Annotated in this window: 27 protein-coding genes and 4 pseudogenes; 7 read left to right on the top strand and 24 right to left on the bottom strand. The window is 61.4% G+C overall.

Annotated elements, in window-relative coordinates:
* Positions 1-6: 6 nt before the first annotated feature.
* The 19 genes from trbF to YUA_RS0134805 form a co-directional block, all read right to left on the bottom strand.
* The gene (gene trbF / locus YUA_RS0134895) at positions 7-690 is read right to left on the bottom strand and encodes a conjugal transfer protein TrbF (protein WP_027534834.1); all 684 of its coding nucleotides are present in this window, start codon (positions 688-690) and stop codon (positions 7-9) included.
* 484 nt (positions 691-1,174) lie between these two features.
* Positions 1,175-2,404: a P-type conjugative transfer protein TrbL gene (trbL, locus tag YUA_RS0134890; protein ID WP_027534833.1), complete on the bottom strand. Its 1,230-nt coding sequence runs from the start codon at positions 2,402-2,404 to the stop codon at positions 1,175-1,177.
* A complete protein-coding gene (trbK-alt, locus tag YUA_RS49165; protein WP_084293069.1) occupies positions 2,401-2,784 on the bottom strand; it encodes a putative entry exclusion protein TrbK-alt in 384 nt (127 codons plus the stop codon). The genes trbL and trbK-alt overlap by 4 nt, the downstream gene beginning before the upstream one ends.
* Positions 2,784-3,515 (bottom strand): P-type conjugative transfer protein TrbJ, encoded by a 732-nt coding sequence (gene trbJ / locus YUA_RS0134880; RefSeq protein ID WP_027534832.1) that lies wholly within the window; start codon positions 3,513-3,515, stop codon positions 2,784-2,786. Before trbJ ends, trbK-alt begins: the two co-directional genes overlap by 1 nt.
* Positions 3,512-5,953, bottom strand: a complete 2,442-nt coding sequence (trbE, locus tag YUA_RS0134875; protein WP_027534831.1) for a conjugal transfer protein TrbE — start codon at positions 5,951-5,953, stop codon at positions 3,512-3,514. Before trbE ends, trbJ begins: the two co-directional genes overlap by 4 nt.
* Positions 5,954-5,962: 9 nt before the next feature.
* Positions 5,963-6,226, bottom strand: a complete 264-nt coding sequence (locus YUA_RS0134870; RefSeq protein ID WP_027534830.1) for a VirB3 family type IV secretion system protein — start codon at positions 6,224-6,226, stop codon at positions 5,963-5,965.
* Entirely contained in the window at positions 6,226-6,567 is a 342-nt protein-coding gene (locus YUA_RS45990; RefSeq protein WP_245285335.1) for a TrbC/VirB2 family protein, read from the bottom strand. Before YUA_RS45990 ends, YUA_RS0134870 begins: the two co-directional genes overlap by 1 nt.
* A complete protein-coding gene (trbB, locus tag YUA_RS0134860; RefSeq protein WP_051383545.1) occupies positions 6,564-7,484 on the bottom strand; it encodes a P-type conjugative transfer ATPase TrbB in 921 nt (306 codons plus the stop codon). Before trbB ends, YUA_RS45990 begins: the two co-directional genes overlap by 4 nt.
* 199 nt (positions 7,485-7,683) lie before the next feature.
* A complete protein-coding gene (locus YUA_RS0134855) occupies positions 7,684-8,112 on the bottom strand; it encodes a CopG family transcriptional regulator (protein ID WP_027534827.1) in 429 nt (142 codons plus the stop codon).
* A 6-nt stretch (positions 8,113-8,118) separates the two neighbouring features.
* Positions 8,119-10,101, bottom strand: coding sequence for a conjugal transfer protein TraG (locus tag YUA_RS0134850; RefSeq protein ID WP_027534826.1), 1,983 nt, complete (start codon positions 10,099-10,101; stop codon positions 8,119-8,121).
* A gap of 32 nt (positions 10,102-10,133) precedes the next feature.
* Positions 10,134-11,897: a DUF3363 domain-containing protein gene (locus YUA_RS0134845; RefSeq protein ID WP_027534825.1), complete on the bottom strand. Its 1,764-nt coding sequence runs from the start codon at positions 11,895-11,897 to the stop codon at positions 10,134-10,136.
* Between the two features lie 250 nt (positions 11,898-12,147).
* Positions 12,148-12,837 (bottom strand): lytic transglycosylase domain-containing protein, encoded by a 690-nt coding sequence (locus tag YUA_RS0134840; RefSeq protein ID WP_027534824.1) that lies wholly within the window; start codon positions 12,835-12,837, stop codon positions 12,148-12,150.
* 230 nt (positions 12,838-13,067) lie between these two features.
* Positions 13,068-13,580, bottom strand: coding sequence for a S26 family signal peptidase (locus YUA_RS0134835; RefSeq protein WP_027534823.1), 513 nt, complete (start codon positions 13,578-13,580; stop codon positions 13,068-13,070).
* On the bottom strand, positions 13,577-14,041 hold the full coding sequence (locus YUA_RS0134830) for a DUF2840 domain-containing protein (RefSeq protein WP_027534822.1): 465 nt from the start codon (positions 14,039-14,041) through the stop codon (positions 13,577-13,579). Before YUA_RS0134830 ends, YUA_RS0134835 begins: the two co-directional genes overlap by 4 nt.
* Positions 14,042-14,336: 295 nt before the next feature.
* Positions 14,337-15,218, bottom strand: a complete 882-nt coding sequence (locus YUA_RS0134825) for a replication initiator protein A (RefSeq protein ID WP_027534821.1) — start codon at positions 15,216-15,218, stop codon at positions 14,337-14,339.
* Between the two features lie 21 nt (positions 15,219-15,239).
* Positions 15,240-15,521 (bottom strand): AlpA family transcriptional regulator, encoded by a 282-nt coding sequence (locus YUA_RS0134820; protein WP_027534820.1) that lies wholly within the window; start codon positions 15,519-15,521, stop codon positions 15,240-15,242.
* A 132-nt stretch (positions 15,522-15,653) separates the two neighbouring features.
* On the bottom strand, positions 15,654-16,163 hold the full coding sequence (locus tag YUA_RS0134815) for a DUF2285 domain-containing protein (RefSeq protein ID WP_245285334.1): 510 nt from the start codon (positions 16,161-16,163) through the stop codon (positions 15,654-15,656).
* A gap of 67 nt (positions 16,164-16,230) precedes the next feature.
* The gene (locus YUA_RS0134810; protein WP_027534818.1) at positions 16,231-16,425 is read right to left on the bottom strand and encodes a transcriptional regulator domain-containing protein; all 195 of its coding nucleotides are present in this window, start codon (positions 16,423-16,425) and stop codon (positions 16,231-16,233) included.
* 164 nt (positions 16,426-16,589) lie between these two features.
* The gene (locus tag YUA_RS0134805; protein WP_027534817.1) at positions 16,590-16,862 is read right to left on the bottom strand and encodes a hypothetical protein; all 273 of its coding nucleotides are present in this window, start codon (positions 16,860-16,862) and stop codon (positions 16,590-16,592) included.
* A 109-nt stretch (positions 16,863-16,971) separates the two neighbouring features.
* On the opposite strand from YUA_RS0134805, the gene YUA_RS0134800 reads away from it, so the two are divergent.
* The 5 genes from YUA_RS0134800 to YUA_RS52085 all read left to right on the top strand — a co-directional run bounded on the left by YUA_RS0134800 (position 16,972) and on the right by YUA_RS52085 (position 19,178).
* Positions 16,972-17,253 (top strand): helix-turn-helix domain-containing protein, encoded by a 282-nt coding sequence (locus tag YUA_RS0134800; RefSeq protein WP_027534816.1) that lies wholly within the window; start codon positions 16,972-16,974, stop codon positions 17,251-17,253.
* 229 nt (positions 17,254-17,482) lie between these two features.
* Positions 17,483-17,659 (top strand): hypothetical protein, encoded by a 177-nt coding sequence (locus YUA_RS50515; protein WP_156947472.1) that lies wholly within the window; start codon positions 17,483-17,485, stop codon positions 17,657-17,659.
* Between the two features lie 127 nt (positions 17,660-17,786).
* A complete protein-coding gene (locus tag YUA_RS52420) occupies positions 17,787-17,909 on the top strand; it encodes a hypothetical protein (protein ID WP_256375398.1) in 123 nt (40 codons plus the stop codon).
* A 336-nt stretch (positions 17,910-18,245) separates the two neighbouring features.
* Complete coding sequence (locus YUA_RS52090) at positions 18,246-18,683, top strand: hypothetical protein (protein WP_245285333.1); 438 nt, start codon at positions 18,246-18,248, stop codon at positions 18,681-18,683.
* Positions 18,684-18,914: 231 nt separating this feature from the next.
* Positions 18,915-19,178, top strand: coding sequence for a hypothetical protein (locus YUA_RS52085; RefSeq protein ID WP_245285332.1), 264 nt, complete (start codon positions 18,915-18,917; stop codon positions 19,176-19,178).
* On the opposite strand, the gene YUA_RS0134770 is transcribed toward YUA_RS52085, so the two are convergent.
* From YUA_RS0134770 to YUA_RS49160, 4 genes and pseudogenes are all read right to left on the bottom strand, one after another.
* Positions 19,175-19,603: a hypothetical protein gene (locus YUA_RS0134770; protein WP_156947470.1), complete on the bottom strand. Its 429-nt coding sequence runs from the start codon at positions 19,601-19,603 to the stop codon at positions 19,175-19,177. The genes YUA_RS52085 and YUA_RS0134770 overlap by 4 nt on opposite strands.
* A 34-nt stretch (positions 19,604-19,637) precedes the next feature.
* Positions 19,638-20,177: a hypothetical protein gene (locus tag YUA_RS50505; protein ID WP_156947468.1), complete on the bottom strand. Its 540-nt coding sequence runs from the start codon at positions 20,175-20,177 to the stop codon at positions 19,638-19,640.
* Between the two features lie 427 nt (positions 20,178-20,604).
* Positions 20,605-20,751, bottom strand: a pseudogene (locus tag YUA_RS50500) (DUF932 domain-containing protein); the annotation flags it as partial.
* Between the two features lies 1 nt (position 20,752).
* Positions 20,753-21,171: pseudogene (locus YUA_RS49160) on the bottom strand (chromosome partitioning protein ParB); the annotation flags it as partial.
* 114 nt (positions 21,172-21,285) lie between these two features.
* On the opposite strand from YUA_RS49160, the pseudogene YUA_RS0134750 reads away from it, so the two are divergent.
* Together YUA_RS0134750 and YUA_RS52080 are read left to right on the top strand one after the other, a co-directional pair.
* A pseudogene (locus YUA_RS0134750) lies at positions 21,286-21,620 on the top strand (helix-turn-helix domain-containing protein).
* Positions 21,613-22,202: pseudogene (locus YUA_RS52080) on the top strand (type II toxin-antitoxin system HipA family toxin); the annotation flags it as partial. The pseudogenes YUA_RS0134750 and YUA_RS52080, both read left to right, overlap by 8 nt.
* A gap of 89 nt (positions 22,203-22,291) precedes the next feature.
* Here the strand turns inward: YUA_RS52080 and YUA_RS0134735 are convergent.
* Positions 22,292-22,561, bottom strand: a 270-nt coding sequence (locus YUA_RS0134735) for a DUF736 domain-containing protein (RefSeq protein ID WP_027534808.1), incomplete at its 5' end; no start/stop codon positions are given.

Raw genomic sequence — 22,561 nt, 5'->3', positions numbered from 1 at the left:
GCGGCGTCATTGCCCGAGCTCCTTCGACCAGCTGATTGCGTTGACGTAGACGCCGAGAGGATTCTTGCGCAACCGATCGGCATCGCGAGGGGCCTGAATGACGATCGTCAGAATGGCGGTCCAGCGCTCCGTTGAACCAAGCGATCCGTTCTCGTAGCCGCGCTCGATCCAGGCGACGCGGAAGCTTTCCGTTGAGGCGCGGATCACGCTCGCGACCTCGACTGAGACTTGCGTCTTTCCCAGCCTTGCAAAGGGATCGTTGCTCCTGGCGTATTCGTTCAGGGCGGCGGCCCCGCGGTCAGTGGTGAAGTCGTACGCCCTGAGCCAGTTCTGGCGCAGGACAATGCCGTCTGCCGGCAGACCGCGGACGTCCTCGATAAAGCGAGCCAAGTGATAGGCAATCTGCGCATCGCTGGGTTCGAAATCGGACGTCGCGGGAGCTACTCTTTGCGCCTGGCCGAGACGATCGACTTCGACGACCCACGGCGTGATCGTTCCTTGCGTTGATTGCCAGACCAGCCCTCCTGCCAGCCCACACGAGAGCGTCAGGCAGCTGAATGCCATCAGCCGCCAATTTCGGGCCTGCACACGTGCCGAACCGATGCGCTCGTCCCACGCTTGCGCCGCCTTCTGGTAGGGCGTCACCGGCGCGGGCGTTCGCCCGTAGTGAACCGAAGACCTCTTGAACATCAGTCATTTCCCCAAGAAACGGAATTGAGAGTTGTATTTTGCTCGACGGCCAGGCGTCGAGTGCGGAGGGGCGCGATCACGTCGCTTGCTCGACGCGCACGACGCGTCTGAACACGCAAAGGCAACGCGAGACACGGCAGGCCCTGCATTGCCGTCTGCGAACGCTTGAGCTCAAACCCCGTAGGTCAGGCAGCAAATGCACGAGAGGCAGCGTAAGGAAGGCGTCCGGGCGATCTTGCATGGCCGACATCTCGAACACTCGTTGCCGCTCGTACAGTGGCGCTCTCACTGACGCGGACTGGTCATGTGTGACCTGCCAGAGAAGCGCGGGTGTCAGGCTCAACGAGAGCGCTTGAGAAGCCAGCACCAGAGCTTGCCAAGCCGGACCATGCCAGGCGCGCCGACCAGGGCGCGCGCTTGAATTTGGCTGGTCAGTCCTGTGGCCATTTTCGCACGGCTTCTCAGCAAACGGGCACTTTGACATCTAGCGCCCTCCGTCAGACAGATCGATCGAGCTGCCACTTCCACCATGGTCTCCCGACCGAATGGCATGAGTTGCCGCCGAAACTCCATGGCTGATTGTCTGCGCGCGCTTCATGCGCTGCGCCCAATCCGGCGGACCTTCGCCCGAGCTAGCTGAGGTGGTGTTGGTCGACTGGCTGCCGCCATGGATCGCCGCGGAGGCTCTGCGCAGCGGACTGACAGAAGCTGAAGCAGCAGCCTCGGCAACACCACCGACGCCGCCGCTCCGGTAGGCGGCCGCCGCGCCGCTTGCGATCGCGCTGCCGCCCCGCGCCGCACCTGCGATCGCTCCGCCGGCGAGGCCGACACCGCCGGCAGCCAGACCGGCTCCTGCTGCAGCCATCCCGCCGGCCGCAAGTCCCGTACCGACCGCGCTGCCCGCTCCGAGTTGTGGACCACCAGATACCAGTCCGTTCGCGATTCCGGGTCCAAAGATTCCAAGACCCAGAAGCGACAATGCGGCCAAGACCAGCGTCATCGCGTCTTCGATCGTCGGCTGGCCGCCATTGAATCCGGAGGTGAACTGGGAAAACAAGGTCGAGCCGATTCCGACGATCACGGCCAGCACCAGCACCTTGATGCCGGACGACACGACATTGCCAAGGACCCGTTCGGCTGCAAACGCCGTCTTGCCGAACAGGCCGAACGGAAGCAGCACGAACCCTGCCAGCGTCGTCAGCTTGAACTCGATCAGCGTGACGAAGAGCTGGATCGCCAGAATGAAGAAGGCGAGCAGGACGACGGCCCAGGCGAACAGCAGGACCACGATCTGGACAAAGTTCTCAAAAAAACTGATGTAGCCCATCAGGTTTGAGATCGAATCCAGGATCGGCCGGCCGGCATCGAGTCCGACTTGTGCGATTTTTCCAGGGTGAACGAAATCGCCTGCCGAAAGGCCTGTACCTGAGGCCTTCAATCCGAGACCGGCGAAGCTTTCGAAGACGATACCGGCGAGACTGTTCCAGTTGCCGATCAAATAGGCGAAGACACCGACGAACAGGGTTTTCTTGACGAGCCGCGCGACGATGTCCTCATCCGTGCCCCAGCTCCAGAACAGGGCGGCCAGGGTGATGTCGATCGCAGCCAGTGTTGTCGCAAGATAACCCACCTCGCCGCCAAGAAGCCCAAAGCCATTGTCGATGTAGCGGGTGAAGGTCTCGAGGAACTGATCGATAATTCCCGTGCCCGTCATTGATTAGCTCCCTCGGGCGACGCGACGGAGGAATCGCCTTGAGGCATTCGGCTCTGATCTTTCGGCGCTGACAGCACCGGCGAGCTGGCTCGATCGTTGACAGTGGGACTGATCGAGCTCACCCCTTGGCCGAGAAACCGGCGCCGGTTCTCGGCCCAGATCCTTTGGCAATCCTGATACGCTGGAGAATGCTCTGATGTCACGGTACGGCAGCGGGTGAGATCGGATCCCATGGGGCCGCTGGCGGTTGCGCTCGATGGCTTCGGACCCATGATTTTGTCCGGACCGCGTAGCTGGATCGTGCATGCGACGATGAGTGCCGCTCCGCCAACAACCGTGATGGCGAGCGACAATGCTCGGAATGCCTTTTGATCGCTCATCAATGAAACATCTGCACGTTGGAGGATTGATAGCCCTGGCCGCTGGTCAGAAAGCGCCGAAGCTGCTCGCGAGCTTGGTCCTGAGCCGCGGCGCGTCGGGCAGATTCCAGAGATTGAGCCCTGCCCTGCGCCGCCACCGCCGCGGTCAAGTCGGCGAGCTGCTGCGCCTGCAGTGCCAGGATCTGGTTGCCGGCTTGGGTGGCCTGCAGGGCCCCGCTTGCTCCCTGGCTTGAGCTCACCAGTGCTGAGGTCTGAATGCGGTTTGTGTCGAGATTTCCGACAACGCCGGCTTGCACACGAAGTGCATCCTGAAACGCCGCGACCGAATCCTGCCAACGCGATTGCGCACCTGCGAACAATCCTGAATCGGATTGGCTGCTGGTTGCTGGCGCATAGGTGGTGGCAAAGGCCCGATCGATCTGCTGCACGTCGTAGGCGATGCGCTGGGCCTGGTTGAGAAGCTGCTGGGTGCGTAGAATGGAGCTCTGGAGCTGCTGCAGCGAGGAATATGGCAGGCTCGCCAGGTTCTTCGCCTGGTTGATCAACATCTGCGCCTCGTTCTGCAACGAGGTGATCTGATTGTTGATCTGCTGCAGCTCTCGTGCTGCGGTCAGGACATTCTGGACGTAATTGTTGGGATCAAAGACGATCCATTGTGCCCGGCCAGGCGCGGTTGCCAGAAGCCAGACAGCAACAATGCTGATCGCCAGACCGAGACGACGACGGCTCATTGCGAATTCTCCAGATTGCGAAGATTGGGAATGAGGTCCACGGCCCAACCGGCTCCGCGGTGCTGGAGCCAAGCAGGCACAAAGGCCTCGCGGCCGTGCTCTGTGAGCAATCGATCGATTGCGGCCTGATCCGTCTTGGAGGATGCAGCCGCAAAGGCGAGCGCGACTTCACCGAGCCCGAGCTCGAACATGCGATTGCCGCGACGGGATTGGCAGTAGTAGTCCCGTTTGGGCGTCGCGCGGCTCAAGAGCTCGATCTGGCGATCGTTGAGCCCAAAACGGCGATAGATCTCGGTGATCTGAGGCTCGATCGCGCGCTCGTTCGGCAGAAGCAATCGCGTCGGGCAGCTCTCGATGATGGCAGGAGCGATATCAGATCCATCGATGTCCGACAAAGACTGCGTGGCGAAAACCACAGACGCGTTCTTCTTGCGCAGCGTCTTCAACCATTCGCGGAGCTGCCCGGCAAAGTCCGCATCATCAAGCGCCAGCCAGCCTTCGTCGACGATCATGAGCGTCGGCCTGCCGTCGAGGCGGTCGCCAATGCGGTGGAACAGATAGGCCAGCACCGCCGGCGCCGCGCCCGTTCCAATTAGTCCTTCGGTCTCGAACGCCTGGACCGGCGCCTCGCCAATTCGCTCGAATTCTGCATCGAGCAGCCGCCCATAGGGCCCACCGAGGCAATAGGGTTGCAAAGCGCGTTTCAGGGTCGTCGACTGGAGCAGAACGGACAGCCCTGTCAGGGTCCGCTCCGGCAGGCGCGCGGATGCAAGGGAGGTCAGCGCCGACCATAAATGATCCTTTGCCTCCGGCGTGATCTCGATCTTCTCGCGGGCAAGGATCGAGGCGACCCAGTCCGTGGCCCAGGCCCGTTCCGCGGTATCGTCAATCCAGGCCAATGGCTGCAACGCGACCGGCTCGGACGCAGCCTGCGACAACGCGCCGCCGAGATCGTGCCAATCGCCACCCATAGCGAGGGCTGCCGCCCGGATTGAGCCTCCAAAATCAAAGGCAAAGACCTGAGACTGGGGATAGCGGCGGAACTGGAGCGCCATCAGCGCCAGCAGGACCGACTTGCCGGCACCGGTCGGACCAACCACAAGCGTGTGTCCGACGTCCCCGACGTGAAGAGCGAAACGGAAGGGAGTTGACCCTTCCGTCTTGCCGAAAAGCAGGGGCGGAGCCTTGAAATGGTGATCCCGCGCCTCGCCGGCCCACACGGCCGACAGCGGAATCATGTGAGCAAGGTTGAGGGTCGAGATCGGCGGTTGCCGGATGTTGGCGTACACGTGTCCAGGCAGGCTGCCGAGCCACGCTTCGACGGCATTCACCGTCTCGATCATGCAGGTGAAGTCGCGCCCTTGAATGACCTTCTCGACGAGCCGCAATCTCTCGTCGGCCGAGCGCGCATCTCGGCCCCAAACGGTAACGCTCGCCGTCACGAACGCCTCGCCGATCTGGTCCGAACCTAGCTCCAGGAGTGCCGCGTCCGCATCCATCGCCTTGTTGTGAGCGTCGGTATCGAGAAGCGAGGAGGCCTCGTTGGTCATCACCTCCTTCAGGATCGCAGCAATCGACTTCCGTTTGGCGAACCACTGGCGCCGGATTTTCGTCAGGAGCTTTGTGGCATCCGTTTTGTCGAGCATGATCGCCCGGGTCGACCAGCGGTACGGGAAAGCGAGACGATTGAGGTCATCGAGAATTCCGGGCGTGCTCGCTGTCGGAAACCCGACGATGGTGAGAACACGCAGATGTGCCGCGCCCAACATCGGCTCGAGACCACCGGTCAAGGGTTGGTCAGCGAGCAGCGCGTCGAGATACATGGGGATCTCGGGCACACGAACCCGATGCCGTTTGATCGAAATCGTCGAATGCAGGTAGGTCAGCGTCTCCTCGTCGCCGAGCCAGGCGCATTCGGGCATGAAGCCCTCGATAAGCTGCAGCACGCGATCGGTTCGGTCGGCAAAGCCGCTGAGAACTTCGTGCGCGTCGGCACTTGGCGTGCGACTTCTGCCTTCATAAAGAAGCCGCTCTGCCCTCGCGGCATCCTCCGCCGGCGGCAGGTAGGTGAAAGTCAGGTAATAGCTCGAGTCGTAATGGGCGCCCTCTTCCTCAAACTGCGCGCGGCGCTCGGCATCAACCAGCGCAGATGCGACGTCCGGAAATGTGTCCGGTGGATACACGCCTGCGGAATGGCGCTGCGCCTCCACGAAGACGGCCCAGCCGGATCCCAGACGGCGCAGAGCGTTGTTGAGACGACCGGCCACGGCCACGAGTTCGGCCGGGACCGCGCTGTCCAGATCCGGTCCGCGGAATCTGGCGGTTCGCTGAAACGAGCCGTCCTTGTTCAGGATGATGCCTGCATCGACCAGGGCCGCCCACGGCAGGAAATCGGCAAGCCTCGTGCTCGACCGGCGGTATTCCGCGAGATTGATCATGGGAGAGCTCTAGATGTTGAGATGGGCTGGGACGCGCAGGTGACGGCGCACCACTTCGACGAATGCGGGGTCCCGCTTGGCAGCCCAGACAGCCGCCGCGTGGCCAATGGCCCAGAGCAGGAGACCGGCGATCCACAAGCGCAATCCGAGCCCAAGGGCTGCGGCGAGCGTCCCGTTAACGATGGCGACCGACCGGGGTGCTCCGCCCATCAGGATCGGCTCCGTCAACGCCCGATGCACCGGCGCGATAAATCCTGCGACAGGCTCGTCCATCACACCACCACGCCGCCGCCGAATGAGAAAAACGACAAGAAGAAGCTCGAGGCTGCAAACGCAATCGAAAGCCCGAACACGATCTGTATCAGCCTGCGAAAGCCGCCCGAGGTATCACCGAATGCGAGCGTCAGACCCGTGACGACGATGATGATGACGGCGATGATTTTGGCGACCGGTCCTTCGACCGACTGCAGGATCTGATTGAGCGGTTGCTCCCAAGGCATGTTGGAGCCGGCGGCCCAAGCTGGCGGACTCATAGATAGGACCGCACCCAGTGCGGCGATGGAAACGCTCCAATGCGGAACTCGGTTTCGATTGCTCATGTTTCGATTGCTCATGTGAAGTCTCCTGCTGGTGAAAGGCTGTAATCCCCGGCCGGTCCGAGGCCGTTGACGCGCGCGAGTTCGGCAAGCCGGCGCTCGGCACCACGCCCGGACAGGACCGCAATGACGTTGATGGTTTCGGCGATCAGGGCGCGCGGCACGGTCATCACGGCTTCCTGGATGAGCTGCTCGAGACGGCGTAAAGCGCCGAGCGCAGTGCCCGCATGGATGGTGCCGATCCCGCCAGGGTGACCGGTTCCCCAGGCCTTGAGCAGATCAAGAGCCTCAGCGCCCCGCACCTCGCCGATGGGAATGCGGTCTGGACGCAGTCGAAGTGAGGAGCGCACGAGATCCGAGAGCGAGACAACGCCATCCTTGGTGCGCAGCGCGACCAGATTCGGCGCTTTGCATTGCAGCTCGCGGGTGTCCTCAATCAGCACGACCCGGTCACTGGTCTTCGCGACCTCAGCAAGCAATGCATTTGTGAGTGTGGTTTTGCCCGTTGATGTGCCGCCAGCGACCAGGACGTTTTTGCGCGAGGCGACGGCCTGGCGCAGTGCCGTGGCGTGATCGGCCGTCATGATGCCCGCCCTGGCATAGTCGTCGAGCGTGAAGACCGCGACGGCAGGCTTGCGAATGGCGAACGCTGGTGCCGTGACGACAGGCGGCAACAGGCCTTCAAACCGCTCTCCGGTCTCGGGTAGTTCAGCAGAAATACGGGGCGCGGCGGCGTGGACCTCGGCTCCCACATGATGCGCCACCAGGCGAATGATGCGCTCGCCATCGGCGGCGGAGAGTTGTTCACCTGTGTCAGTCAATCCGCTGGAGAGCCGGTCGATCCACAGTCGGCCGTCAGGGTTCAGCATGACCTCGACGATCGCATCGTCTTCGAGATAGCGCGCAATGGCGAGCCCCAGCGCGCTGCGGAGCATCCGCGCGCCACGCGAGATCGCCTCCGATTGAAGAGAATGGATCGCCACTGCTTGCCCCCACCGATCGAGGGCTAAAACATCGCCCTCGGATGGGGATGATTAGAAAAACACCAACGATCTTCCTGCAACCAGGCGATCATCTCCGTCGTAGTCTGGCGTAGAAAGAGAAAGGCCTGAGCAGCCAGCAAGGCCGGCGCAATCAGTTGCTGGAATCCTCGGGCGCTCCACGAACGATATCGTCCGGAATCTCCCGCAAGAAGCTTTGGCCCTTTTGCAGGCGGCGGCCCAATGTCTCGACGAAGCCTTCAAAGCGCTCACGTCCTTTGATCTGTGCGGCGGCCTGGGCTTCGTTCGGCAAGGGAGGCGTGATCGTCAGCCAAAATCGAACAAACAGAGCCAACGTCTCGGCCGTCAGCCCGACATCCCGCTCAAGTCGCTGCACTTGCCGGGACAAGCGGTCCAGCCGACGGGCGAACGCCGCCTCTTTGCGATCGACTCCATCCGGTGACATAAACGAGATGACGGCCGCCTCGACAATGGCCGATCGTGAGAGATTTTTGCGATCGGCAAGGTCGGAGATCTGCTTCAGAAGCTCCGGGGGGAAATACACGTTCATGCGGTTGCGCATGGGACCTCAGAGATCAATGCCGTCGTTCGGATCAAGCGCCGCCTGGCGGGCCACGCCCCGCATCTGCTGGCGAAGAATCCGGGCTTGACGCACGGCCTCATCGTCGTCGTCGAGCACGGCAAACTCTTCTGTCGGCGTCACATCGGTTGTCTCTTTGACGATAGCGACGTGGTCAGGAAGCTCGGGTTCCCGGCGCAGACCGCTGTTGGCGGTATCGGTTTCGGACTCTTCGGTCTGGGCGGTTACGTCATTCCGCACGGGGAGCTTGAGGCTGGACCAACTATCTTCCCGGGAAGGCCGCCCCAGGCTGGCCGGCACTGGCGGTGAGAGAATGCGCTCGGTAAGACGTCTGTCTTCGTAGTAGCGCACTTTCTTGGCTCGGATCGGCGCCGTCCCGGCCACCATCACGATTTCGTCGGTGGGAGGAAGCTGCATCACCTCGCCGGGCGTGAGCAAGGCGCGTGCGGTCTCCTGCCGCGAGACCATCAGATGGCCAAGCCACGGATTCAGCCGATGACCGGCATAGTTTTTCATGGCTCGCATCTCGGTCGCAGTTCCAAGCGCGTCCGAAACGCGTCTTGCGGTCCGCTCGTCGTTTGTTGCAAAGCTCACGCGGACATGGCAATTGTCCAAAATCGCATTGTTGGGGCCGTAGGCCTTCTCGATCTGGTTCAACGACTGCGCGATCAGGAAGGCCTTGATCCCGTAGCCGGCCATGAACGCGAGCGCTGACTCGAAAAAGTCGAGACGCCCCAGTGCCGGGAACTCGTCCAGCATCATCAGGACGCGGTGGCGCCGGTTCTTGGCTTGCAGATCTTCGGTGATGCGACGACCGATTTGATTGAGCACGAGACGTATGAGCGGCTTCGTCCGGGAGATGTCGGACGGAGGCACGACAAGATAGAGCGTCGTCGGACGAGCATCGGCAATCAGATCCGAGATCCGCCAGTCGCATTGGCTTGTCACCTGCGCCACCACTGGATCCCGATAAAGTCCAAGGAACGACATCGCAGTCGAGAGCACGCCTGAGCGTTCGTTCTCGGATTTGTTCAGCAGTTCTCGCGCGGTTGAGGCGACAACCGGATGTGGACCCTGCTCACCAAGATGCGAGCTTGTCATCATTGCCTTCAGCGTGATCTCGATCGGGCGCTTCGGGTCCGACAAAAAGGCCGCGACTCCGGCGAGCGTCTTGTCGGATTCTGCGTAGAGGACGTGCAGGATGGCCCCGACAAGCAGCGAGTGGCTGGTCTTCTCCCAGTGGTTCCGCTTGTCGAGCGACCCTTCCGGATCGACCAGCACGTCCGCAACGTTCTGGACGTCTCGAACCTCCCATTCGCCGCGGCGTACTTCGAGAAGTGGGTTGTAGGCAGACGATTTTGGATTGGTCGGATCGAACAGCAACACCCGGCCATGTCGGGACCGAAACCCGGCCGTGAGCTGCCAGTTCTCGCCCTTGATGTCGTGCACGATTGCCGAGTGTGGCCACGTGAGGAGGGAAGGAACAACGAGGCCAACGCCCTTGCCGGACCGGGTCGGCGCAAAGCAGAGCACATGCTCGGGTCCGTTGTGGCGCAGGTAATCCTCCGCCAACCTGCCAAGCACGACCCCGTCCCCACCCAGGAGTCCGGCCGCCTCCACCTCCCGCGGATCGGCCCACCGCGCCGACCCGTAGGTCTGGACATTCTTGGCCTCGCGCGCCCGCCAGACCGACATCCCGATCGCGACCGCGATCGAAACGAAGGTCCCGGAGGCCGCGATGAATGCACCTTCGACAAAGACCTGAGGGGCATAGGCGTCGTAGACGAACCACCACCAGAAGAAGACGGGCGGGTAATAGACCTTGAAGCCCGACAACTCGAACCATGGCCGCCCTAGCTCCGGCTGATAGGCGAGCCGCCAAGCCGTCCACTCGGTCGCTCCCCAGATGGCCAGCAAGACGATCAGGCCGACGACAATCACCTGCCCCCACAGGATTTTGGTTCCCGACATCCCGAACACCTTTCGAGGAATTGACAAGATAGCTACAGGCTGAGGTCGCGCTTCCGGCCGAAGCTCCATTCGATCCCGCCGCCCTCCTTCGCGGTGCCGGCAACGTGCTGGCCCAACCTTTTCTCGAGCTCGCGCGACCAGGGCACCAGCTGAAATCCGAGCCCATCGTCGATCATGGCGAAACGCCCCGAGGCGAGCGTCAATCGCTGACGACATATGCCCGCCACGTGCTCGCCGGAGGCGCCCTTCACGTGAGGCAGGCCGGTCTCGGCCGAGATTCTTGCTGCCACCTCGTCCAGCTCGCGTCGACGCAACGTGTTGAGGAGATCACGCTGGAAGGTGATGCGCTGACCCTGCCGCCGCGCCAGACCTTCCCGAACCAGATGCTCGGTGCGAGCTTCGAGAGCCTCGCGCGTCTCGCGACCGAAGCCGCCCATGGCGAGAGGCATGGGGTTGGATTCAACCAGCCGGTGGTCGAGCCAGGTGGCGCCTTTCGCGGCGACCTGCTCGCCAAGGTCGAGATCAGAACGGGCCGCAAGGACCAATGTCGGGCGCGGATCATCCGCCGGACCGAAGCGCCGGACCTCGACGATACCGCCGACAGATGGCACATGTTCGAAAGCTTCGATTCCTCGGAACCGGACGTGGTGCGCGCGCCCGTCTGTTCCGTCGATCAGGGCGTAGGCCTCGCCGGTAAGTTCGTCATGCAATCCTCGATCGACCAGTCGTCCGATGATCTTGGAGCTTGGCTGTCCAGCTTCGATAACGTAGTCGGACACGCCACGCGCTTCCCCACGCTCGCTGAAGGCGCGGTGCATAGTCTTGATGATGTCGCCGCGCATGCCAAGGTCGCGCAAGCTACGCTCGGCCTCGAGCCCCACCATCCATTCCCCTGGCGCAGCGGATGCAGCAAGGCCCATCTTCTCCAGGTGTTGAAGGCGGCCGACCATCAGGCGCCGGATCTCGGGATCGGAGCTGCCCGGATTCTCAGGACGAAGATCGATATAGCCGGTTTCGTCGGCTGCCAGCCGAATCTCGCGTTCGAGCCGCGTCCATCGCTCTGCAGTGACTTCTCTCTCCAGCGAGCTGCGGATTTCATGCTCCGGTCTTGGACCCAGTTCGATGGCGACCAACTCCTCGGCACGTGAGCGCAGGCCGCGGCTGATGTAGTCGCGGGAGATCACGAGGTCTGCGCCTGTCTCATCGACTCCCCGAACGAGAAGATGGACGTGAGGGTTGTCCGTGTTCCAGTGATCGACGGCCACCCATTCGAGCCGCGTTCCGAAATCGATCTCCATCTGCTTGGCCAGATCACGGGTGAAGGCCCTGAGGTCAGTCATGTCGGCGGCATCCTCGGGCGAGACAATGAATCGAAAATGATGGCGGTCACCCTGGCATCGTTCTGCGAAGGCCCCGCCGTCAGCTCGATCGCTGCCAGCATCGAACATCTCGGCCCGTTCGCCGCTCCGGGTTACTCCGTCGCGCTTGAGATATGAAAGGTGAGCCGTCAGCGGCGCCGAGCGGAACGAACGTCCCTCGTGACGCACGATGCGCGCCTTCACCACAACGCGCCGCGTCGGGCTGAACAACCGGCTGCGGCCAAAAGCAAGCCGGCCGCGGCCAAACGTCGAGCGCCCATAGGCCGCAGAACGCCTGCCAAGCCCAACCTGACCCGACGTATGTCCAGCTTTCTTCGCGGCACGTAGCACCTGGTTGATGAAGCTCTTCGGCTTGGGCGCGCGGGTGCTGCGGATGCGCCCGGGCCGAATGCGCAGATCGCTGTCGCGCACGGTCATGGCCGGACCTCGAAAGGCGCCAACGCAGCTACAGTGCCGAAAATCTCCTTGATTGCGCTGTTCGAAATGTACGGCGCGGCACGCGCCCCGACCGACCGGCACGCCAGAACCCAAGCCATGCCAATGGCTTGCGGTTCGACCGGCGAGCCCCTTTTATCTCGCCGTTCTGCTGTCGTGCCTTCCCACGGCCATCGCCTTTCCGCCCATTCCTCTCCAAGGCACGCTAATGCATGCGAGCTTACGCGTTCGCTCACCGCTCACCTCCCATATCGGATCTCGCAACAAAAAGCCCGGTGGCCTCGGGCACAATGGCTGAAAGATCGTGAGCAGAGACGGCGATCGGAGCGCGATTCGGCGTACGGCCAAGGCGTGCCGAGGTTGAGGTCTTTGAGCTCTCGGACATCACAACGAAGAACGTCGCTGCAGATGGCCGCAAGTTAGCGACGAGCCGGGAAGCGGCAAGGTAGCTGCCGATCATCGGCGCAAGCCTCGCCAAATAGGCCTGTGCTTCAGCCGGCAATGCTCGACCGGCGAGATGTTCTTCGTAGCGAGCAGGGCCCGCATTGTAGGCTACCAGAAAACCCGGCGAACCGAATCGGTCGTGAAGTTCCCGGAGATAGGCCGCACCAGCAAGGATATTGTCGTGGGGGTCGTAGGGATCGTTGCCAAGCTGATATCGCAGGCGCAGCTCGGCCCAAGTCTGCGGCATGATCTGCATCAGCCCCACGGCACCTTTCGGAGAGCTGGCGCGCACGTCTCCAGCGCTCTCGACTTCCAAGACTGCGCGTATCCAGTACACTGGTAAGCCGAAGCGGCGCGCGGCCTCGTCAATGATCGGCGCAAACGGTTCGCTGGTTTGAGAGCTCGCTGTATGCTCTGCTGATCGTGTCTCGGCGAAAACCGCAGCGTCACTGACCGTCAGCGCAAGGAACAACGGCACGACGGAGCGAAGGCTTGTTTCGACCGAACGCCAGCATGCTCTCGTGTTCGTGCTCCTTCCGGGTAAGATCGCTTGGCGCCGGCCCATCGGCCGCCCGCGGACAAAGTCCGGGGCAGGCTCTGGACCGGCCGTGCGCGCGACAGCTCCGCGATCGTTGGCCGGGACGGAGGAACGGTGCAGCATTCGGGAGAACAGCGGAACAGCAGATCGGAATTCCAAGACGCGCACGCTCAGTCCTCCCAGGTCCACACAGGGAGCGCACGCCCAAGGACGGCGGATGCCGGCAGAAAGCCGAAGTATCTTCCGTCCAGCGAGTCGGCGGATTGCCAGTTCATGACAAAGAGTTCGCCCTCGCCGACGACGCGGCAACCCTGCCATTTCGGAAGCGGACGGCCGCGGCCATCGCGATCTCGTGCCTCGCCCATTTCGATCGCGTCGACGGTAACTGCGAGCCCGGTTCTGCAGACGGTCTGCCCCGGAAGCGCCAGCACGCGTTTGAGCATCGGTATCCCGGTCGGCAGATAGCCGCCCACGTCGAGGAAGGTTGCAAGCGGCTCCGGCGGCTGAACGGCGAGCAGCTCCGTCACGAACAGCTTTTCCGCAGGTTGCAAACGATACAGGCCGATTGGCACGCTGTCAGATGCATTCCAGACGTAGAGTGGTGCCAGGTCGAGTACCGTCGGCGCGAGAAGCGCAGCAGCGCCACCGAACAGCGCGATCAAGGTCTTCCACGGACCTGTCATCGCATTGTCCTTTGCCGTTGAAGCCACGCCTGGTGTCTCGCTTTCGTGTAGGGGCGGGGGTTTTCATTGACCGACATGCGGTTATGAACGTGATGCCAGTAGTCGGGCGCAGCGTCCGCGGGATCGATCTGGAGCGCCTCGACAGCGTCGATCAACTGAAGCACCCGTTCGACCTTGGGCCAGCCGGATAGGCGCAGGAGAATGTCCCCGCCGGGCTTCACATAGGGCACCGTGGAGCATCGTTGTCCCGGTGCCACCGCGCGCAGAATATCGATCCGTGAGATTGCCGTTCCGAAGTCGTTTGATGTCCAGCGTACGAACGCAAAGATGCTGCCGGGCGCAAAGGACAGCACGCGTCGGCGGCGATCGAGGATTCTCTCCTCGACGGAGTGGCCGAACCGGATGCGGTTCTCAATGCGCTTCTCGAGCCAAAGGAGTTCGACTTCGGTGAAATTGTTCATGACGTACTCCGAGTACAGAGAGGTTCTGATTGCCTGACGGAAGCGGAATTGCGACAGCGTGTCCTCGCCCTGGCCCTCACTGTGGCGAGGCAGAACAGGCGGACTGTGCTGGTTATCCTCAGAGGCCTGAAGGCGCGGTCCGTTAGAAGAAATCCGAAGGATTTCTGGTTAGAAGAGTTACGGCCGCTGGAAAGCGCGAAAGGACAAGGACATGGATCCGCTTCCGGTCCCCGATAGCACGAGGATCTGGTCCCTGATGGCACGGGGGTTGCGGTCCCCGATAGCACGAGCTGATTCACAGATTGCCTCCCGATTTCGGAAGGAGATCGCGCCCGCGAAGTCTCTCGGTGAATGGATTGATGGGCGCGGGCGCGAACTTCAACCGCTCGGCGCCGTCGCGATCGCGCGTGAGCACGAGTTGGTAGCCAGGCAATGCCTGGCGCTGGACAATCTGACGCACGTCGTATGCAAAATGCTTGAGAGGCGAGAGACTGCCGGACTTGGCATGGAGATGCACAAGATCGAAGCTCCAGCCGCCCTGCTGCCGGCCGCCATGCTTGCGCACGAGGCGGTAAAGCCAGCGCTCAAGTCCGCCCGTCAGATCGAAATACGCGCGATCAATCGTGAGCACGAGCGCGTCATCGATCACGCCGGAATAGAACCAATCGGGCAAGATCAGTTCGAGCCCGAGCGGGCGTCCGTTTGCGTCAGCCGTCTCCTTCCATTCGTTGATCCAGGAGAAACGATGCCGCCGTCGTTCCGCAATTTGGCGGATCGACGTCAACACGGTCGTTGACTGCAACCTGTCGAGGCCAGCCTTCAGCCGGTCATAGTCGCGTGCGCTGGTTCCGCGGCCGACGAACGTCAGAATCTCATACGGCGTTGCAGCCATCAGGCGCGACGTCTTCAAGCCGGCGTCACGGGCTTCGACGATCTGGGAAGCGGCCCAGATTAAAACGTCCGCATCCCAAATGGTTGCCATGCCGTGTTCCGGCACCGCTTCGACCCGAATTGCGATCGCACCGGTACGAAAATCGATCGGCACAATGCGTTTTGTTTTCGCGAGCGAGAAGAATGGATAAGCCATCAGATCCTGCGCGTCGCGGGGCGCGAGATCGCCGGGCAGTGCCCGGAAGAGTTCAAGCCGGTTGCGCTCGGAATGGTGTTTGCGTCGCATGACCATCGCTCTCAAACAGGATCAGCGACGTTCCTGGCCCGCATAGGGGCGCAGCGTCGGGTGCTTCTTTGCAGGCAGCACAGTCCCCTTGCCGGGATCGGAGGTCGAGGTTTTGGCGCCGAGATCGGCCCATGCTTTCAGGTCATCTACGGCGTAGACGACACGGCCGCCAATCTTCCGATACGTCGGTCCGGTACCGTAGGTGCGGTGCTTCTCAAGCGTGCGACCGGAAAGGCCAAGATAACGCGCAGCTTCCGATGTACGCAGGAAGCGCGGGGGGAGGCCGGCCATCGGATCGGGCATTTGAGGACTCCAGGATGACAGCGCACCGCGGATGGCGGCGTCGGCGTGTGTGCGGTCATCATGGAGAAGCAAGTTCTCGGAGGGGGATGCCGAATATCGGGGGGCCGATTTTCGGCACCCCGGAGGACGGCGCTACTCGTCCCTGCGCTCGGGTCCCAGAAGTTTGCGATATCCTCCGCGAACGAACGCGAGGCCGCTTTGTACGAGACGGATGGTTCGGCTGCGCAAATCGTGCGTTTTCCAGGTACGATCGGGGATGCGCTTTTCGCCGAACAGAGCCTCTGCAATGCTGCGATAGGTCGCGCCGGCGAAATACGCGGCAACCGCGCGAAGGGCTCCGCATAAGCGTACGCGCCGCTGTTTGGACAAGCGATGGAAGGCAGGTCCTGGCGCGCGTCCATTCATCGCGCGCCACAGCCGCGTGGCAGCGTGCGCGCGCGCTTCGAAATCCCGGTCGATTGGTAACTCGGCTGCATAGTGGGCGCCTGCGGTCAGCGGCTGTTTCGACCAGATGCGATGCTCAACCGAGCCGATGCACAGCACCGCATGCCAACCATCGGCGGCGCGGCACACCCGGCCGGCAGCAAAGTCGAGCAGCGGCTGAGATGCTGATTCGTGAGAAGCAGCCAGCGCGGTTGTCACCGGGACAACGGACGCTAGAACCTCAGGTGTCCAAAAGATGACCTGTTCTTTGGAGGACTTTTGCGGGTCATGAGCGAAAGCAGATACCCCACATCCTCCTGAATTCCTCGGTCACTTCGCCATCTGGGCTATTCGCAATCATCGCTTCGTAGTCGCGTTGATAGTCCACGTTCATACGAAGGCCTTCCCAGGCGATGTGAGTGATCTCGGCGTTCTCCAGGCTCTTAAACGAATCTGGCGATCGCCAGTCGAATTCAGGCATTGCTTCCGTCCCATTGCACGCGGCTAACAAGGATTGCGGCGCATAATTATGAACGATGCGGTTGTAGGAAGCCCCTAGTTTGGCACCACGTGGTGCATGAGAATGACCACTGGTTAGCGGGAGAAAATCGTTTCGTCTGCAGACTTACAGTCGGCAATTTTCTTCTATTTTGAGCCGGTGCCGCGCAAGAGGCGTCCCTGCTGGGTCACCCATTTAGCGCGCGCAAGATGACTCTGATATGCGGTCCGCGCACGGTCCGGCTCTCGCTCCGGATCGATATGGAGCACGATACGAGCCACCTCCCGCCAGTCCGCTCCCTCACCCTCCGCCTGCAGAAGGCGAATGTACGTGATGACATGCTGTTCGTCATAGGTCGTCATCGCCGATTCATTTGGCGCCGCGTCTGCAACGTCGGGGTCCACTGGCGGTCTATTCATGTAGCATACGGCAGTTCATCGAAGCCTGAGCCCATCTGCGGACTAAACTATCGAAATAGATCGGTTATAGCCAGTGGTTTGATGGCCTACCAAATGGCTGCTTTTGCGCATGAAAGCTCGTGCGCTTGTGGCCTGGAATGTCCGCCGGATCCGCGTCGATCGCGGCATTCCGCAAGAGCAATTGGCATACGATGCCGGGATCGATCGCTCATACATGGGCGGTCTTGAACGGCAAGCGGAGAACCCGACGATTGATCTGCTCGACCGATTGGCGGAAACGCTTGGTGTTCAGTTATCGGAATTCTTCCTTCAGCCGCCGAAAGGAGCGACGACGCCCAAAACATTACCCAGGGGTCGCAAACCGATTCGATCGATTCGCAAGAAGAAGTGACTGTTTGCGGGTTTTATTTGGGAAAGGCTGGATGCCAAGTGCCGAACTTTTTTAGTTTGTTCCTTTGTTATCGCGGGTACTGTCCGTATTTAACCCCTAGTGTCCTAAGTTGAATTGGGGAGTGTCCTATTTTCGAATCGGGCGCATAGTCAGCGCATGCCACACATGGAGAATTGCAAGGCGATCTTGCGCAGGCTGATCGCCAAGGCAGACCCGAACGGCATCCCCCTTGGCTGAGCGGGCGGTCAATGAGTACTTTGAGGTGACGCTGGAGAAGGCCAGAAAGAGCGGGCTGCGCTTGCTCCAACTTGACGTTCTGGAGCAGCGAAATGCGGTCGTCGGCACTCAGCACGACTTTGCCCAAGCCGTAAACGACTACATCGAGCAGAAGCTCAGGGGCGAATAGACCCACCGGAACATATACCCCCGCATTGCAGAACCGAATTCATTCGACGTCGTCCCAGAAAGGGAATTCACTGGTTTCTCTCATAAAAGCCGCTGGTTGCACTCCAACGCAGGAGGAAGCCCGTAGCATGATCAGAGAACCAAAGGTCGATGCGTATTCGGTCCCGGCAAGGGTCTGTTTTGCCATTGCGGTGGTTGGCGGTGCGGTGCTGCTCGCGGTGGCGATCACGAGCATTTACTTCATGCAGTAAGGCTGCCTTAGTGGGCCGGCAGGAGCACGTTATCTCAGTTGGAACACCAGGGCATCGAATACAGCGTAGTCCAAACCGCCAACCCCAAGGGCTGGAAATGGACGTTTCAGCTCCCCGGACGCAAGCCAAAGAGCGAGACCACATTTAGCCGGGATATGGCCGTTCGATCTGCCGAGATGGCAATCGACAAGGCGCTCAAAATCGCGCGTTCGAGTACGTGAGGCCGCCTCAGTGGGCGGCCTCTTTCATCCCTGGTGATCGCAATCCTTCCAACGCAATGCGTGGGCCGCTTTCAGAAGCGGCGACCAGTCATCGCCTTCGGCGGGAATATACGCCTTGGCGGGCGTAGTTGCCAGAGTCGCCGAAGCTATCCCTTCAACCCGAAGGATCAGCTTCGTGAACGAACTTTCCCGCGAACAGAAAATACTCGTCATCTCTTGCCTCACCGAAGGCCAGAGCATCCGCGCCACTGAGCGGCTTACCGGCATCCACCGCGACACGATCATGCGCCTTGGCGAGCGCATCGGGCGCGGCTGTGCCGAATTGCACGACCGGATGATGGTTGGCGTCCGCGTCGGCCGTATCGAGCTTGACGAGATTTGGGGCTATGTCGGCAAGAAGCGGAAGCGCGTTGAGCGGCGCGAGATCAGCCACAAGAGCGATCAGTATTCGTTCATTGCGCTGGGCTCTGCCAGCCGCGCCATCACTACCGCACCGGCAAGCGCGACAGCGAGAATACGGACCTGTTTACGCACGATTTGCGCGAGCGCTTGATAGGTGAACCGGAGATCAGAACGGATGGCTTCCACCCTACCGCGTAGCGATCCGCGACGCCTTCCGCGGCAAGGCGCATCATGGCGTTGTCGTAAAGACCTACAGCGTAACAAACCTGGCCGTAAAGGATGCAGCGCGGCGCTACAGCCCGGCTGAGGTAATCGCAGTAGAGCGCGAGACGGTAAACGGCTCTCCACCAGCTACGTTGAGCGCCAGAACCTCACGCTGCGGATGACGCAGAAGCGGTTTGCGCAGCTCACCAACGGCTTTTCAAAGAAGCTCACCAACCACGCTGCGGCGGTCAGCCTGTACGTTGCCCACTACAACCTCTGCCGGGTCCGCGAATCCCTCACGACCACGCCAGCGGTCGCTATTGGCGTTGCTGATCGGGTTTGGACGTTAGGGGACCTGATCGATGCGGTGCTGCCGCTGGAGCCGAACAAGCCGGTTCGGGTGAAGCGCAACTTTCGAGTAATCGAGGGCGGGCGGAGCTAGCCGCCTCCCTGTGATTTCTGAAATTCAGTCCAGCATTCCCCGATCGTGGATCGGACTGTTGCCTTGTACGGCTCGACCGTATCCAAGAGTCGAGCCAGTTCCTTGACCGATTGCGGCACACGCGCCCGCGGCTTTGTCCGTTCTTGAACGTGCTCCCGCGCTTCATGAACGGTCAGCGCTTGAAGCTGCCGGTGGATCTTTGATCCGTCCGGAAGACGGATCAACGCCGTCTTCCGCACGGCAAATTCTACAAACATTTCCAGTTGAGCCGCTGTTGAGCCTCCCGCGCGAACAGCCCCGACGTGCCCCACAAGTTTCATCAATGCCATATAGACGAGGTCGAGATTTTCCCTCGCAACCACGTCCGCATGCTGTTTAATGAATGCAGAAACGATCGATTCCGAGGTTGCGCCCTTGACAGCCATTTTGGCCTTAAGGGAAGCTAACAAATTCTGCACCTCAGGCGCGTGTCTCTTTCTCACGACTATGCCACTCCTGTGCGAATCGGGAGAGCCAGCATAGCGCATGGTCTAGATGCAAGCCAATTTCAGGGCCATCTAGCATGACGCTTCCACTGGCAATAACATCCGCCGGATCATCGTGATTCGCAGCTAGGGCGGCAATGGCTGTCTGCAAGCGCAGGATATGGTCGTAGCGCCGAGATGCAGCGGCGCGTCTTGCCTTGATCCCGCGCAAGGCCACGCGATCGGCTTCATTCAGTGCTGGCTGTAGCGATCCGTCGTCAGCTTCCACCCTGCCGCCAAGGAGTCGCCCAATGGTCGCGGCCTCAACTGTACTTGGACGCCTATGATGCTGGAGAAGGTAATCGGAGTAGGCGTTCTTTCCATGCTGTGCCTCAAGAGCAAGCGCCTCAGAAACAAGCAATTGTCGAACTCGATTCGCTTCCGACGCATCTCCAAGCGGGAGAATTACGGCATTCCCATCCCGGCTATCATTGGAAACGACGTGAAGCATCCTATTATGAGTTCTGTTCTTCATGATGCCACCTCCCGGAATCCTTAAGCCCAGCGTTAACCAGCGCCGCCCGCACGCCAAGTGTTGCTCCGCAACAGTGGTTTGCGATTTTCAAGCGGCCGCAGCCACCTCCGGACAACGCAAGCAACGTGCCTATTCGGAAAATTGAACGCCACGAATAGGTTAGCTGGAGAATGAGACCGCAACATGCCCGGCGAGAATTGCCGAGCGCGGCAATCTTTGCCCATTTTGAGGTGTCCTAATCTGCCAACGCGACTGTCCTAATTAGGACAGCGCCTTATCGCGAGCTGGGCCGGAGGCCCCGCGAGCGTCGGACGCGGAGATGTGCCATCACCGTCGATGCGGCTAGCCCGATCGGCGGCGATGCATCAGGCTCAATAGCAGGGCCGCGCAACGGACGACAGGTTCCGCGGCCCATCTCTTCAGATTGCGTGCTCATCAAACGCTTCGCGTTGCCTCCCAGTTCAAGCCTCGTATCCTGATGAGGCTTGCCGCGAGCAATTGCGGTAATGCCCTTCACAAAGTCAAAGATGCTTTCCAGCTTGCGACGTTCTTCGCCAAAAACGGTTTCGATGATGTTCAAGGGTCAGATCGCCATCGCGATAGACCTGCATCGGTTTCGGGGAGGCCGCGCCGAGCCGCAGGACAACATGCGAATTCGTGCGAAGCGGGCGGCGATTTCTTCCGCACCAAAACCTTGCTCTTTCGCCAGCTTCTTGAAGGCCTCGAACTGATCGGCGGGATGCACATTTTCCCGCGTGACGTTCTCGTCTACGCTGCTTTCGTGCGGATCATTTGCAGTGTCGATGATGCAGCGCATGGGCTCGGTCTTGTTGATCTCCTTCCGCTTCGCTCTCAGAAGCCGGTCTGGCCGTCTGAAAAACCCCGTGACCGCCCTTCTCTGTCCAACTCCGGTTCGACCACCAGATTCTGCAAGATTTCTTGGCGGCGACCTCGCCCCTCAAGGTTCGATCGCCGCCTCACTGTGCGGGGGTCTTGCGCCTCGGACGAACGCTGAGCCGTCCCCAGACTGAGGTAGCAGCCCTGATAACCAGGAAATTTGTAATCTTCGTGCTTCATATTCGCGAGATATGTAGCGCGAAGGTCTCAAATGCCTACTCCCCACAATCCCCCTGCCGCCGTTCGGGGGCACTGCGCAAGCTCGGCGCGGACATCCATGATGCCCGCCGGCGTCGGCGGTTGCCGATGGCCGTCGTCGCCGAGCGCGCCTTCACGTCCCGCTCGACGCTGCCGAGAGTCGAAGCCGGCGACACCGACGTCAGCATCGGCATCTATGCCGGCGTTCTCCAGGCGCTCGGCCTGCTCGACGGCCTGATCAAGGTCGCGGACATCAGCAACGACAGCGTCGGCAAAGCGCTCGCCAGTGCCGAGCTGCCCAAGCATATCCACCTCAAATGCAAGACCGGAGCCTCACGCAATGGCTGACGTCGAGGTGCATATCGATCTCGGCGGCCGCACGCGCCGCATCGGACTGGCGAGGAGCAACCGTGCTCGAGGCTCGGAGACCATCCTCTTCGAGTACGATGGCACATGGCTTGATGACTCGGACCGGTGTCCTTGGAGCTCGCCCTTGCCCTAAAGCGCGGCGCCTTTGCTTCTCCTGCTGGCGACTTTCGGCTCCATTGGCGACTCCGCGCCTGACACCCGGGCTCGCCGCCTCATGCAGCGCGTTGAAGGCCGCCTCGCCGACCGCGAAGGCCGCGCCGTTCGCACGCTTGCAGAACGCCACTATTTGCTCGCCGTTGCCGACGAAACGCGACTTGGCGCACTTCGCTTCCGCTGGATCGGCGACGAAACTTTCCAGTCGCCGACCCGTGCCGGTGTAGCAGCCCTCGTCGAACTCGGGCGGCTGCTCCCGAGTGCATTCTCCGCGACGAGAAAGCCGACGAAGATCTCCAGCTCATCTTCGCACCCGGCTCCTCCCTCGTTCGCGGGCGGCCGAAGGCCTCGGTGATCGACCAACACGGCAATCTCTCGATCGCCCAGTTTCCAAAGGAAACCGACGACTAACCGCAGCAGATCTATGGGGCTGAACTGCCAGTTAGTCCGAATTGAGAAGCCCCGCCCGGCGGACCGGACGGGGCTTCTTGGCGACCTCAGTCGCCGTTCTTGCGCGGCCGCGACCAGATCAGGCTGAAGCCGTCGCCGTCCTCGTCGTTGAACAGGTTCGCGTAGATCGGTGCGTTGAACGAGGGATCGTCGAGCTTGAGCGAGAGATAGTCGCGGCCCTCCTCGGAGCGCTTCGACCAGGCGGCCCCGATCTCGGCCCGGCCGACGAAGACGCGGTGGCTCGGGGCGTTCTCGTTGGTGCGGTTGGCCTCGGGCACGATGCGGACGCCCTTGGTCTGCAGGCTGAGGGTGACGAT

This window comes from Bradyrhizobium sp. WSM3983 (assembly GCF_000473045.1).
In the GTDB taxonomy this organism is placed as follows: domain Bacteria; phylum Pseudomonadota; class Alphaproteobacteria; order Rhizobiales; family Xanthobacteraceae; genus Bradyrhizobium.
This window is presented reverse-complemented; position numbering and strand designations above follow the sequence as displayed.

What these genes read in the sequence shown, in the direction of transcription:
- trbF (WP_027534834.1), bottom strand. Translation starts at nt 690, where the DNA reads ATGTTCAAGAGGTCTTCGGTTCACTACGGGCGAACGCCCGCGCCGGTG.
- trbL (WP_027534833.1), bottom strand. Translation starts at nt 2,404, where the DNA reads ATGACGGGCACGGGAATTATCGATCAGTTCCTCGAGACCTTCACCCGC.
- trbK-alt (WP_084293069.1), bottom strand. Translation starts at nt 2,784, where the DNA reads ATGAGCGATCAAAAGGCATTCCGAGCATTGTCGCTCGCCATCACGGTT.
- trbJ (WP_027534832.1), bottom strand. Translation starts at nt 3,515, where the DNA reads ATGAGCCGTCGTCGTCTCGGTCTGGCGATCAGCATTGTTGCTGTCTGG.
- trbE (WP_027534831.1), bottom strand. Translation starts at nt 5,953, where the DNA reads ATGATCAATCTCGCGGAATACCGCCGGTCGAGCACGAGGCTTGCCGAT.
- YUA_RS0134870 (WP_027534830.1), bottom strand. Translation starts at nt 6,226, where the DNA reads ATGGACGAGCCTGTCGCAGGATTTATCGCGCCGGTGCATCGGGCGTTG.
- YUA_RS45990 (WP_245285335.1), bottom strand. Translation starts at nt 6,567, where the DNA reads ATGAGCAATCGAAACATGAGCAATCGAAACCGAGTTCCGCATTGGAGC.
- trbB (WP_051383545.1), bottom strand. Translation starts at nt 7,484, where the DNA reads ATGCTCCGCAGCGCGCTGGGGCTCGCCATTGCGCGCTATCTCGAAGAC.
- YUA_RS0134855 (WP_027534827.1), bottom strand. Translation starts at nt 8,112, where the DNA reads ATGCGCAACCGCATGAACGTGTATTTCCCCCCGGAGCTTCTGAAGCAG.
- YUA_RS0134850 (WP_027534826.1), bottom strand. Translation starts at nt 10,101, where the DNA reads ATGTCGGGAACCAAAATCCTGTGGGGGCAGGTGATTGTCGTCGGCCTG.
- YUA_RS0134845 (WP_027534825.1), bottom strand. Translation starts at nt 11,897, where the DNA reads ATGACCGTGCGCGACAGCGATCTGCGCATTCGGCCCGGGCGCATCCGC.
- YUA_RS0134835 (WP_027534823.1), bottom strand. Translation starts at nt 13,580, where the DNA reads ATGACAGGTCCGTGGAAGACCTTGATCGCGCTGTTCGGTGGCGCTGCT.
- YUA_RS0134830 (WP_027534822.1), bottom strand. Translation starts at nt 14,041, where the DNA reads ATGAACAATTTCACCGAAGTCGAACTCCTTTGGCTCGAGAAGCGCATT.
- YUA_RS0134825 (WP_027534821.1), bottom strand. Translation starts at nt 15,218, where the DNA reads ATGCGACGCAAACACCATTCCGAGCGCAACCGGCTTGAACTCTTCCGG.
- YUA_RS0134820 (WP_027534820.1), bottom strand. Translation starts at nt 15,521, where the DNA reads ATGCCCGATCCGATGGCCGGCCTCCCCCCGCGCTTCCTGCGTACATCG.
- YUA_RS0134810 (WP_027534818.1), bottom strand. Translation starts at nt 16,425, where the DNA reads ATGCCTGAATTCGACTGGCGATCGCCAGATTCGTTTAAGAGCCTGGAG.
- YUA_RS0134805 (WP_027534817.1), bottom strand. Translation starts at nt 16,862, where the DNA reads ATGAATAGACCGCCAGTGGACCCCGACGTTGCAGACGCGGCGCCAAAT.
- YUA_RS0134800 (WP_027534816.1), top strand. Translation starts at nt 16,972, where the DNA reads ATGAAAGCTCGTGCGCTTGTGGCCTGGAATGTCCGCCGGATCCGCGTC.
- YUA_RS52420 (WP_256375398.1), top strand. Translation starts at nt 17,787, where the DNA reads ATGATCAGAGAACCAAAGGTCGATGCGTATTCGGTCCCGGCAAGGGTC.
- YUA_RS52085 (WP_245285332.1), top strand. Translation starts at nt 18,915, where the DNA reads ATGACGCAGAAGCGGTTTGCGCAGCTCACCAACGGCTTTTCAAAGAAG.
- YUA_RS0134770 (WP_156947470.1), bottom strand. Translation starts at nt 19,603, where the DNA reads ATGGCTGTCAAGGGCGCAACCTCGGAATCGATCGTTTCTGCATTCATT.
- YUA_RS50505 (WP_156947468.1), bottom strand. Translation starts at nt 20,177, where the DNA reads ATGAAGAACAGAACTCATAATAGGATGCTTCACGTCGTTTCCAATGAT.